The organism is Rhodococcus sp. PvP016 (genome assembly GCF_017832185.1).
In the GTDB taxonomy this organism is placed as follows: Bacteria; Actinomycetota; Actinomycetes; order Mycobacteriales; family Mycobacteriaceae; genus Rhodococcoides.
Genome location: NZ_JAFIBH010000001.1, coordinates 2,051,947 through 2,063,692, shown reverse-complemented (window position 1 = coordinate 2,063,692; position 11,746 = coordinate 2,051,947). Strand labels below are relative to the sequence as shown.

General features: G+C 68.3%; 10 protein-coding genes. 6 read left to right on the top strand and 4 right to left on the bottom strand.

Annotated elements, in window-relative coordinates:
• The first annotated feature begins 6 nt into the window (after positions 1 to 6).
• The 5 genes from JOE30_RS09635 to JOE30_RS09615 all read left to right on the top strand — a co-directional run bounded on the left by JOE30_RS09635 (position 7) and on the right by JOE30_RS09615 (position 4,570).
• Positions 7 to 294 carry a helix-turn-helix transcriptional regulator gene (locus tag JOE30_RS09635; RefSeq protein WP_204866344.1) on the top strand — a complete coding sequence of 96 codons (288 nt, stop codon included), beginning with the start codon at positions 7 to 9 and terminating at the stop codon, positions 292 to 294.
• Entirely contained in the window at positions 291 to 857 is a 567-nt protein-coding gene (locus tag JOE30_RS09630; RefSeq protein ID WP_204866343.1) for a hypothetical protein, read from the top strand. The genes JOE30_RS09635 and JOE30_RS09630 overlap by 4 nt, the downstream gene beginning before the upstream one ends.
• The gene (locus tag JOE30_RS09625; protein ID WP_204866342.1) at positions 854 to 1,750 is read left to right on the top strand and encodes an ABC transporter ATP-binding protein; all 897 of its coding nucleotides are present in this window, start codon (positions 854 to 856) and stop codon (positions 1,748 to 1,750) included. Before JOE30_RS09630 ends, JOE30_RS09625 begins: the two co-directional genes overlap by 4 nt.
• Positions 1,747 to 2,967: an ABC transporter permease gene (locus tag JOE30_RS09620; RefSeq protein WP_204866341.1), complete on the top strand. Its 1,221-nt coding sequence runs from the start codon at positions 1,747 to 1,749 to the stop codon at positions 2,965 to 2,967. Before JOE30_RS09625 ends, JOE30_RS09620 begins: the two co-directional genes overlap by 4 nt.
• 115 nt (positions 2,968 to 3,082) lie before the next feature.
• A complete protein-coding gene (locus JOE30_RS09615; RefSeq protein ID WP_204866340.1) occupies positions 3,083 to 4,570 on the top strand; it encodes a carboxyl transferase domain-containing protein in 1,488 nt (495 codons plus the stop codon).
• Here the strand turns inward: JOE30_RS09615 and JOE30_RS09610 are convergent.
• Positions 4,551 to 5,081 (bottom strand): CGNR zinc finger domain-containing protein, encoded by a 531-nt coding sequence (locus JOE30_RS09610; RefSeq protein ID WP_204866338.1) that lies wholly within the window; start codon positions 5,079 to 5,081, stop codon positions 4,551 to 4,553. The genes JOE30_RS09615 and JOE30_RS09610 overlap by 20 nt on opposite strands.
• 165 nt (positions 5,082 to 5,246) lie before the next feature.
• Entirely contained in the window at positions 5,247 to 5,927 is a 681-nt protein-coding gene (locus JOE30_RS09605; RefSeq protein ID WP_204866336.1) for a GPP34 family phosphoprotein, read from the bottom strand.
• 42 nt (positions 5,928 to 5,969) lie between these two features.
• Between JOE30_RS09605 and JOE30_RS09600 the strand changes: the two genes are divergently transcribed.
• Entirely contained in the window at positions 5,970 to 7,853 is a 1,884-nt protein-coding gene (locus JOE30_RS09600) for a propionyl-CoA synthetase (protein ID WP_204866335.1), read from the top strand.
• 37 nt (positions 7,854 to 7,890) lie between these two features.
• Here the strand turns inward: JOE30_RS09600 and JOE30_RS09595 are convergent, their stop codons facing one another.
• Both JOE30_RS09595 and JOE30_RS09590 read right to left on the bottom strand, forming a co-directional pair.
• Positions 7,891 to 9,261 carry a deoxyribodipyrimidine photo-lyase gene (locus JOE30_RS09595; protein WP_204866333.1) on the bottom strand — a complete coding sequence of 457 codons (1,371 nt, stop codon included), beginning with the start codon at positions 9,259 to 9,261 and terminating at the stop codon, positions 7,891 to 7,893.
• A 155-nt stretch (positions 9,262 to 9,416) separates the two neighbouring features.
• A complete protein-coding gene (locus JOE30_RS09590; RefSeq protein ID WP_027504203.1) occupies positions 9,417 to 11,594 on the bottom strand; it encodes a glutamine synthetase III in 2,178 nt (725 codons plus the stop codon).
• Positions 11,595 to 11,746: the final 152 nt, after the last annotated feature.

Sequence of the window (11,746 nt, the reverse complement as noted above, 5' to 3'; positions counted from 1 at the left end):
CGATACATGAGTCCGGTCAAACGTGGGACCACACTCCCCATCCACAACCGCATCGGTGTGCTACGCGCCGAGCGTCGGATGACCCGCGCCCAGCTCGCGGAACTCGTCGACGTCAACCCGCAGACGGTCGGCGCACTCGAACGCGGTGACCACTACCCGAGCCTCGATCTCGCGATGCGCATCTGCGACGTGTTCGGGCTGCCGATCGAGGCGGTGTTCTCGCGTACCGAGTTCGCGCCGCTGTCCACCGAGGTCTACCGGCGCACCCGGCCGGAGGAAGGAACACCACGATGAGCGACACCGTTCTGGACCGCTACCAGGCGTTCCGCACCCGTCGATACCTGCAGAACGAGGCGCGGTACGCGCACTACCTCCCCGGCTGGCGCACCCGGTCGCGGCGCCGGCTGCTGGTGTGGATACTCGTCGCCTCGCTCGCGGCTCTGGTGGCGTCGTCCGTGTTCATCCTCGTCGGACCCGAATGGGCACCGCTCACGTGGCTACCGGGCGCGATCGTCATGTGCGTGTCGTGGACGACGCTGCAGATCGTCACCGGCCGCCGGAGCGACGCTCCCGCCGATGCGCTGGACGAGTGGGACCTGCAACGGCGCAACGCGGCTCGCTCCATCGGGTTCTCGATCACCCAGGGCGTGGTGACGGTTCCGGCACTGGCACTGGTGTGGGCGACGACGTTCATCGACGATCCCCGACTGGCGCTCGGTGGCGGCTTCATCATACTGAGTGGTTTGATTGCGGGGAGCTGCTCTCCGGGCATCATCCTCGCCTGGACGGCGCCGATCGACGATCCGGACGAATTCCCCACTCTCCCATCACACTCCCCCGAGGAAGGACCAGCATGAGCGGCTCGACTCTCGAGATCGACGACCTGCACAAGAGATACGGCGAGACCGTCGCCCTGGACGGCGTCGGGTTCACCGTGAATCCCGGCGAGGTGTTCGGCTTCGTCGGCAGCAACGGAGCCGGCAAGACGACGACGATGCGCATCACGCTCGGCGTGCTGGGAGCCGATTCGGGAGAGGCACGCCTGAACGGCCGGCCCATCGACCTGAACGTGCGCCGCACCATCGGATACATGCCGGAGGAGCGTGGGCTGTACCCGAAGATGAAGGTGGGAGCGCAGCTGAAGTACCTGGCCGAGCTGCACGGGCTCTCCACGGCCGATGCCTCCGCCGCGGTCGCGACCTGGACCGAGCGCCTCGGCATCGACGGCCGGGTGAACGACACGGTCGATTCACTGTCGCTGGGAAACCAGCAGCGAGTCCAGTTGGCTGCAGCCCTGATTCACGATCCCGCCGTCCTGGTGCTCGACGAACCCTTCTCGGGTCTCGACCCCGTGGCCGTCGACACGATGAGCGAGGTGCTTCTCGAGAAGGCCCGCACGGGTGTCCCCGTCCTGTTCTCGAGCCACCAGCTCGATCTGGTGCAGCGGCTGTGCGATCGGGTCGGCATCATCGGTTCCGGCCGGATGAAGGCCGTGGGCACCGTCGACGCACTGCGCGGCAAGTCCGGCACCACCCTCGAGGTGCACGCCCCGGCCGCTCCCGCCGGCTGGGCCGACGCGTTGACCGGGGTGACCACCGTGTCGCACTCCGACGGGCGCACCAGCCTGTCGTTGGCACCCGAGGCGGACGACCAGGCGGTGCTCGCCGCAGCGCTCGCCACCGGCCCCGTGCACGAGTTCGCCCGCAGCACACCGTCCCTGACCGATCTGTACCGAGAGGTAGTGGCATGAGCGAGAAGTCGACCACCCGATCACCACTCTCGGCGGGACGAGCCATCGCGCTCGTGGCCCGGCGCGAGTTCGACGTCCAGGTCCGGAAGAAGAGCTTCCTGATCTCCAACGCCATCGTGCTGCTGGTCATCGTCGGCGGCATCGTCGCGTTCTCGATCTTCGCCGGCGGCAGCGATTCCGAGGACCGCACGCCCGTCGGCCTGGTCGGTGATCAGGGTCTGTCCCAGACCCTCACCGCGGTGGGCGATCAACTCGGCGCTCCCGTCGAGGTCCGCGAGATCGGGTCGGCGGACGAGGCTCGGACGCAGGTCACCGACGGCGACGTGGACGTGGCGCTCGTCCCCGGGACCGGCGGCGCGTACACGGCTGTCACCGAGGACACCGTCGACGGCACCCTGAAGGCCGTCATCGACAGCGCGGTCGCCGCGCAGGCGCAGACCGACGCGCTCACCGGGCTGGGAGTCGATCCCGCCGCCGTCACCTCGGCGACCGACGCCGCCACCGTCACGGTCGAGGCCGTCGATCCGCCGGATCCTGCACAGGGTCAGCGACTCGCGCTCAGCTTCATCGCCGTCATCCTGCTGTACGCCCAGATCATCACCTTCGGCATGTACGTCGCGATGGGTGTCGTGGAGGAGAAGTCGTCACGGGTCGTCGAACTGCTCCTCTCCACCGTGCGCCCGCTGCAGTTGCTGTGGGGCAAAGTGATCGGCATCGGTGTGGTCGGACTGGTGCAGCTCACCGCGTACGGCGCCGCCGGCCTGATCGCGGGCACGGCCACCGGCACGCTCACGGTCACCGGTACCGCCGTCAGCGTCTTCGTCTCCACGATCGGCTGGTTCGTGCTGGGCTTCGCGTTCTTCGCGGTGCTCTACGCTGCCGGCGGCTCCATGGTGTCGCGGCAGGAGGACGTCAACTCGACGACCATGCCGCTGCTGATCGTGATCCTGGCGATGTTCTTCGCGGCGTTCTCGTCCATCGACGATCCGGGAGCGACACTGCCGACCGTCCTGTCGTGGATTCCCCCGTTCTCCGCCATCCTCATGCCGCTGCGCATCGCGGGTGGCGTCGCGGACCCGATCCAGATCGTCGGCACCATCGTGCTGATGATCGTCGCGACCCTGGTTCTCGCCGTCGTCGCAGCCAAGATCTACCAGCGCTCCATCCTGCGCATCGGCCGCACGGTGTCCTGGAAGGAGGCGCTGGGCCGCGCCTGAGCCACCACCCCGCGCGAGTACGTCCATAGTGTCGTCGGATCCGGAGGATTCACGACACTATGGACGTACTCGCGGGGGATGAAATGGTCCGGCCGACACAGGCGATACTGAGCGCATGACGACCTCGGCGCAGCAGTTCCTCGACGCGGTGCTCGATCCCGGGAGTTTCCTCTCGTGGGATCGGGCACCGCTCGTCGTCGCGGCGGACGAGCAATACCTCGCCGACCTCGAGCGCGCACGAAGCCGCAGCGGCGCGGACGAGGCGGTACTGACGGGTGCGGGCACCGTCGGCGGGCGGCGCGTCGCCGTGGTGGTGTGCGAGTTCGCGTTCCTCGCCGGATCCATCGGTGTGGCCGCGGCGGAGCGCATCACACTGGCCGTCGAACGCGCCACGGCGGAAGGACTTCCGCTGATCGCGTCCCCCACCTCCGGCGGCACGCGCATGCAGGAGGGCACCGCGGCGTTCGTCCAGATGGTGAAGATCGCCGCGGCGGTGACGCTGCACAAGGACGTCGGCCTGCCCTATCTCGTCTATCTCCGGCACCCCACGACGGGCGGCGTGTTCGCGTCGTGGGGATCACTCGGCCACGTCACGTTCGCCGAACCCGGTGCCCTCATCGGGTTCCTCGGGCCGCGGGTCTACCAGGCCCTGTACGGCCAGGACTTCCCCGAGGGCGTACAGACGGCCGAGAATCTGTTCCGCTGCGGCGTGATCGACGCGGTCGTCCCTCCCGCCGATGTTCGCGCCGTCCTCGAACGGGCCCTGGTGGTTCTGCAGGACGCGCCCGACGCGACGCCCGAGAACGCGGAACCGTCCGACGAGAGTGCGGACACCTCCGTGTCCGCATGGCACTCGGTCCTGCTCAGTCGGCGCGACGACCGGCCCGGTGTGCGAGAGCTGCTGGCGGCGAGCGTCTCTCACCACATCCCGCTGAGCGGGACGGGGCGCGGCGACTTCGACTCCACCGTGACCCTGTCCCTCACCCGGTTCCGCGGACGATCGTGTGTCCTGTTCGGGCAGGATCGCACCGGGCAGACGCCGGAGAACACCATGGGTCCGGGCGCTCTCCGAGAAGCGTTGCGCGGCATGCGTCTCGCGGAGCAACTGGGCCTGCCACTGGTGCTGGTGATCGACACGCTCGGCGCGTCGCTGTCCCGGGAGGCCGAGGAGCACGGGCTGGCTCCCGGAATCGCGCGCTGCATCTCGACGCTGATCACCCTCCGCACCCCCACAGTGTCGGTCCTGCTGGGGCAGGGCACCGGCGGCGGCGCGCTCGCACTGCTGCCTGCCGACCGCGTCGTGGCTGCGCAGCACGCGTGGCTGGCGCCGCTCCCACCGGAAGGGGCGAGTGCCATCGTGCACCGCGACACCGCGCACGCGCCCGCCATGGCCGAGGCGCAGGGGATCCGGCCAGTGGACCTCCGGGCGGCCCGGATCGTCGACACCATCGTGCCCGAGGACCCGGATGCCGCCGACGAACCGCACCGGTTCATGGGTCGCCTGGGGACTGCGATCGCCCGCGAACTCGACACCGTCACCGCCCTCGATCCGGACGTCCGGCAGTCCGAACGACTGCGTCGGTTCAGGACGCTGGGGCAGTAGCTCTCGCACGGTGCCGCCGAACCGCATCGCGGTTGGAACAGGCTGTGCCGCAGTACCGTTGGCGACCGGTGCGGGAGAAGTCGGCGTAGACACGGTCGCAGTCGTCCGCCGAACACCGACCGAGACGGTGCATGCCGCGGCCCACCAGATGCAGCGCGGTACCGACGCTCACCAGCGCGCGCACGACGTCCGCGAGCGGCAGATCCGGATCCCGGTAGTGCAGGTGCCAGCCGTCGTCGGCGTGGTTCGTCAACCTCGGATAGGCCGAGGTCTGCGCGAGCAACGCGTTCAGTGCGAGCGCCCGCTGCTCGTGCGTCGGTGCGTCGACCACGCCGAGCCACTCCTCGAAGAACACCTCCGCCCGGGCCAGATCGGTGTGCATGGCCACCGTGTCGTCTGACATGCCCGCCTCGAGGCACCGACGCTCGAACTCCACCGCATCGGTCGGGGGCGCGTTCACGATGTCGACGGCCAGCCGGACCGCATATTCTCCGTAAGGGTTGAGGTGCACAAGACCATTACAGCAGACTCGTCGTCATGAGCACCGTGGAATGTCTGCATCGATGGACGGTCGAGTCCCGCCACCGCACCAGCGAGGGCACCGTCGTCTATCACCGGTGCCACTGCGGACGGCACCGTGTCATCCGGGAGACACCGGTCCAGGAAGCGGTCGGGATCAGCTCCCCGACGTACCAGCCATGACGGGAACCATCACCGCCACGGTGACCGCGGTGTAGACGTCCTGCACCGCCTTGCGCACGGCATCGCTCGCCCACTCCCCCTGCGCGATGTCCTTGGCACGGTTCTTCACCGCGCGCTTGTCCGCGTCGGGGAAGACCTTGTGCGTCGCGTCGATCGCCGACAGCAACGCCACCACCGCGGACGTCCGTGCGTCGGGATCGAGACCGTCGATCAGGACGGAGTGCAGCGTCTCGCGGACCCGGTCCTCGTGCGACGAGTCGAGCGCCGGCCACGTGGTGGTCGGGAACAGTCCCAGGACTGTGCCCTTCTCCTCGCCGACGAACCCTCGCTCGACGACGCGGGCGACCACCTGCTCGCGAATGTCCTTGTGCAACTTCTCGACGGCCGACTTCGGCGTCATCGGACGTTTGGCCGTCTCGATCGCCTCCACGGCCCGCTCGAGTATCGGATCCGACACCGTTCGAGCGCCGGACACCGCGAGCCGGCCCTTCTTCGTCGTCTCGTTGTCGCCGGCCACCGACACGGTGCCGTCCATCGCGAGTTCCAGGATCACCGCGCCGGTGAGCACCCGCGGCAGCTTGGTGCTGTCGACGACGGGCTTGCCCGTTCCGTCGTCCAGCAGAAGAAGCAGCAGATCCTCGGCAATCAGGGTCATGTCTCGACCTTACGGAAGTGCGGCCGAGATTACAGTCGGCTCATGACCGAATCGGGCGCCTACCGCCAGGCCTACGACGCTGCTGCCGCCGACCCCGACGCCTTCTGGCTCGACGCGGCGCGGGCGATCGACTGGGACGTCGCGCCGACCATCGCCCTGGACTCGTCGAACGCACCCTTTCACCGCTGGTTCCCGGACGGTCGACTGAACACGTGCGTCAACGCGCTGGACCGCCACGTCGCGGCCGGCGCCGGCGATCGGACCGCGCTGATCCACGATTCGGCCATGACGGGCGCTCGCGTGTCCTTCACCTATGCCGAGTTGCTCGACCGGGTGTCCCGCTTCGCAGGGGCGCTCGCCGCTCGCGGCGTCGGTGCGGGTGATCGCGTCGTGCTCTACATGCCGATGATCCCGGAGGCCGTCGTCGCGATGCTCGCGTGCGCACGCCTCGGTGCGGTCCACTCGGTGGTGTTCGGCGGGTTCGCCGCGAAGGAACTGGCCGCGCGCATCGACGACGCGGATCCCGTCGCGATCGTGACCGCCACCGGTGGTCTCGAACCCGGCCGCACCGTCGACTACGTGACACCCGTCGCCGCGGCGCTCGCCATGTCGACGTCGTCCCCGCGTGCGGTCTTCCTCACGCGCCGACCGGAGATCGACATCGAGGCGCCGGGCGACTGGCTGGACTTCCACCGGGAACTCGACGCCGCGGCCCCCGCCGATCCCGTGTCGGTCGCGGCGACCGATCCGCTCTACATCCTCTACACGTCGGGCACCACCGGGAAGCCGAAGGGTGTCGTCCGGGACAACGGCGGACATGCCGTCGCGCTGCGCTGGTCGATGACGAACATCTACGACGTCGGACCCGGCCAGGTCATGTGGACCGCCTCGGACGTGGGCTGGGTGGTCGGCCACAGCTACATCGTCTACGGCCCCTTGCTGGCCGGAGCGACGACGGTGCTGTACGAGGGCAAGCCCGTCGGCACCCCCGACGCGGGCGCGTTCTGGCGGGTGATCGAGGAGTACGGGGTGCGCGCGCTGTTCACGGCGCCCACGGCACTGCGCGCCGTACGCAAGGTCGATCCGGAGGCCGCGCTGCTGCGCGATCACGACGTGTCGTCCCTGGAGACCCTCTTCGTCGCCGGCGAGCGCCTGGATCCGGACACCTTCGCGTGGGCGTCCCGCATCCTGGACCGGCCGGTGGTCGATCACTGGTGGCAGACCGAGACGGGGTGGGCGATCTGCGCGAATCTTCGCGGGCTGGAACCGATGCCGCTGAAATCGGGCTCACCGACGGTGCCGGTGCCCGGGTTCCACGTCGGCATCGTCGACGGCTCGGGGGCCGAGGTACCCGCCGGCACCGAGGGCAACATCGTGCTCGAACTCCCCCTGCCGCCCGGCACACTCACCGGACTCTGGCAGGACGACGACCGGTTCCTGTCGTCATATCTCGCCGCGTTCGACGGGTACTACCTGACCGGTGATTCGGGCTACGTCGACGAGGACGGCTACGTCTACGTCCTGGGGCGCACCGACGACGTCATCAACGTCGCGGGGCACCGACTGTCCACGGGCAGCATCGAAGCGGTCGTCGGCGCCCACCCGGCCGTCGCGGAGTGCGCCGTGATCGGCATCCACGACGAGACGAAGGGACAACGCCCCAGCGCGTACGTCGTGCTCAAGACCGGCGTGGACATCGACGACGACACCCTGCGCTCCGAACTCGTCGCCGCCGTTCGCGAGGACATCGGCGCCGTCGCCACGTTCCGTGACGTCACCGTCGTCCAGGCGTTGCCCAAGACTCGCTCGGGCAAGATCCTGCGCAAGACGATGCGTCAGATGGTCGACGGCGACGAGGTGGTCGTGCCGTCGACCATCGAGGACGCGTCTGTGCTCGACGCTCTGGCGGCCCTGTTCAGGGCCTGAACGGACAGCAGAGTCAGGGCCTGAACGGATCGCACAGTCAGGACTTGAGGGCTCCGAAACGTCGGAGCGCTTCCTCCCGCTCGTGCTTGTGGTCGACGATCGGCTCGGGGTACTCCTCGGGCCGATCGTTCTTCAGGGCGTGCACTGCCTTGCCGTCGACACCGCGGAGCTCCGGAACCCAGCGCCGCACGTAGTCGCCGTTCGGGTCGAACTTCTCGCCCTGCGTCGTGGGGTTGAACACCCGGAAGTACGGCGACGCATCGGTTCCCGTGCCCGCCGTCCACTGCCACCCGTGCTGGTTGCTGGCGATGTCGCCGTCCATCAGGTGCTGCAGGAAGAAGCGTGCGCCCCGCCACCACGGCAGGTGCAGGTCCTTCACCAGGAAGGATGCGACGATCATCCGCACCCGGTTGTGCATCCAGTTCTCCGAGACCAGTTGCCGCATGCCCGCGTCGACGATGGGAAAGCCCGTCTTGCCGTCGCACCACGCCTGGAAGAGCTCGTCCGCGTGCGGCCCGGAGTCGAGCTCGATGGCGTCGAATCTCTTGTCGTAGTTCTCCCGTGCACTGTCCGGTCGACGAAAGAGGATGTCGGCGTAGAAGTCTCGGAAACACAGTTCGCGTCGGTACGCCTCGGAGCCGTCGTTCTTCAGCGAGGCCAGATCGGCCAGCATGGTGCGCGGGTGAATGGTCCCGTACTTGAGGTGCACCGACATCCGGCTGGTGCTGTCCTTGTCCGGACGGTCGCGCTCGTCGTCGTACCCGCTAGCACGGTCGTCGCGGAAGTCCGCCCACGAGGACAGCGCCGCTTTCTCGCCGGCCTCGACGTCCGCATGGGTGTTCTCCGTCGGAATCGTCACCCGCTTGCGGCCACCGGACACGTCGTCCGGATCGATCCACGACGCCGACGACGCGGAGGTGTCGGCGGGGCCGCGCCAGCCGTGGTCCTGCCAGCGGCGGTAGAACGGCGTGAAGACCTTGAAGCCCTCGCCGTCGTCCTTGACGATGCGGCCGGGCGACACCGCGTACGGCGACCCCGTGCGGACCAGGTCGACCTTCTCGGCGACGGCGTCGTCGCGGCGTCGACCGTACGGACCGTAGTCCTCGCTCACGTGCACGGCGTCCGCGCCCACGGCCTTCGCCACGGCCGGAACAGCGGCCACCGGATCGCCCTTCACCACCATCAGGCGGCCGCCGAGCTGGTCGTCCAGCGCCGTCAACGACCGGAACAGCACGTCGCGGCGCGCGGCACCCGACGGGCCGAGGAGGTGATCGTCGAGCACGAACAGTGCCAGCACGTCTCGGCCGTCCTCGGCGGCATGGGCCAGTGCCGGGTTATCACCGAGGCGCAGATCGCGGCGGAACCACAGGACGGAGGGCCCGGAAGGTGACGATGCAGAAGAGCTCATGACAGATGTTCGTACCCGTTCCGCGCCCCGGCCGAACGTCAGGGGCCGGTGCAGGCCCGGATGGAACCGACAGCCGGGTCGGTGGGCACTGCGACCGACCCGGCACACGGACGTTCGACGCGCCTCGAGTGCATGTCACCAGCGCGTCGCATGCATCACAGGACGAACAACATCTCCTGGTAGGTCGGCAGCGGCCACAGGTCGTCCGCCACGATGTCCTCGAGCTGATCGGCCGCCGCCCGCACCTCCGCCATCGCCGGAAGGAGCGCGTCCCTGGCGTGGGTGGCCTCGCCGAGCGCGTCGTGCCCGGTGTCGGCGTCCAGCGCGCCCTTCAGGGTCGCCAGCCCGGCCCGCAGAGCCGCGAGCGGCACGGACACGGTGTCCAGCGGTGCCCTGTCGATCTCCACGCCCACCGCCTGCAGCGCGGCCAGGTTCTGGGCGACCTCCGTCTGGTAGCGCACCGCCGCAGGCAGCACGATGGTGGTGCCCATCTCGAGCGTCAACCGGGCCTCCACACCGATGGTGAGCGCGTACTGCTCGAGCCCGATCTCGTAGCGGCTGTGCATCTCTCGCGAGTTGAACACGTCGTACTTCGAGAAGAGGGCCAGCGCCTCGTCGGTGATGAGCTCCGGCAACGCGTCGAGCGTCGTGCGCAGGTTGGCGAGACCCCGCGCCTCCGCCTCGATGGGCCAGTTCTCCGAGTACCCGTCACCGTTGAAGACGACGGCGCCGTGGTCGGTGATGATCTGCGTCAACAGGTTCTGGACCGCGGTGTCGAAGTCGACGCCGTCCGCGACGGCCGTCTCGAGCTCGGTGGCCATGTGATCGAGCGACTCGGCCATGATCGTGTTGATGACGACCATCGGCTCGTTCACTGTCTGCATCGACCCCGGGGCGCGGAACTCGAATCGGTTACCGGTGAACGCGAACGGGCTGGTGCGGTTGCGGTCGCCCGGATCGGTGGGAAGCACGGGCAGCGTGTCCGCACCGATCATCATGGTGCCCTTGCCCTTCGAGGACGTCGCCGCGCCCTTGGCGATCTGGTCGAAGACATCGGCGAGCTGATCACCCAGGAAGATCGAGATGATGGCCGGCGGAGCCTCGTTCGCGCCGAGTCGGTGGTCGTTGGTGGCCGACGCCACCGATGCGCGCAGCAGCCCGGCGTACTTGTGCACCGCGCGGATCACCGCGGCACAGAAGACGAGGAACTGTGCGTTGTCGTGCGGGGTGTCGCCCGGGACCAGGAGGCTGCCGAGCTCGGAATTGCCCAACGAGAAGTTGACGTGCTTACCCGACCCGTTGACGCCCTCGAACGGCTTCTCGTGAAACAGAATCTCCATGCCGTGCTTCTTGGCGATGGTCTTGAACGTCGTCATGAGCAGTTGCTGGTGATCCGCGGCGATGTTGCCGCGCTCGAACATCGGCGCGATCTCGAACTGTCCGGGCGCCACCTCGTTGTGTCGAGTCTTGGCCGGGATGCCGAGCTTGAACAGTTCGCGCTCGGTGTCCATCATGAAGCCCAGGACTCGTTCGGGAATCGCGCCGAAGTAGTGGTCGTCGAACTCCTGACCCTTGGGCGGCTTCGCACCGAACAGGGTGCGCCCCGCGTTGAGCAGATCCGGACGCGCCAGGAAGAAGTGCCGGTCGACGAGGAAGTACTCCTGCTCCGGTCCGCAGAAGGACACGACGTGCTCGGGATCCTCGTGCCCGAAGAGCGTCAGAATGCGCTCGGCGTGCCGACCCATCGCCTGCTGGGAGCGCAGCAGACCCGTCTTGTGGTCCAGTGCCTCACCGGTCATCGACACGAACACCGTCGGGATGCACAGTGTGTTGCCGTTGGGATTCTCGAGGACGTACGCGGGGCTGGTGACGTCCCACCCCGTGTAACCGCGCGCCTCGAAGGTGTTGCGCAGGCCGCCGTTCGGGAAACTCGAGGCGTCGGGTTCGCCCTGAATGAGAGTCTTACCGGCGAACTCCGCCAACGCGGAACCGTCCGACACCGGCTCCAGGAAGCTGTCGTGCTTCTCCGCCGTCAGACCCGTCAGCGGGTAGAACACGTGCGCGTAGTGCGTCGCGCCCTTCTCGATGGCCCAGTCCTTCATCGCGGACGCCACCGCGTCGGCCACCATCGGATCGAGCGGCGCTCCGTGCTCGATCGTCTTCATCACCGACTTGTAGACCGACTTCGGCAGACGCTTCTGCATCACCACTCGGTTGAACACGTTCTCGCCGAAGACCTGACCCGGAGTCTCCGTGTCGGTGTAGCTGACGGCGGGAGGCTGGTACGCCTCGACCGCTCGCAGAGCCTGGAGACGGACCGTGTTCGCGCTCATCGTGATACCCCTTGCATGCTCGACCCCGACCGCGCTGGATGCACCGACGGCTTCGAGAGACGATAGAGACGCTCTGTTCCGGGAAGATTGCGCAGACGTGACCACCGCGATCGTTCCCGCACTCTTCCTCGCACCCCGCACGCGTGTTGCTC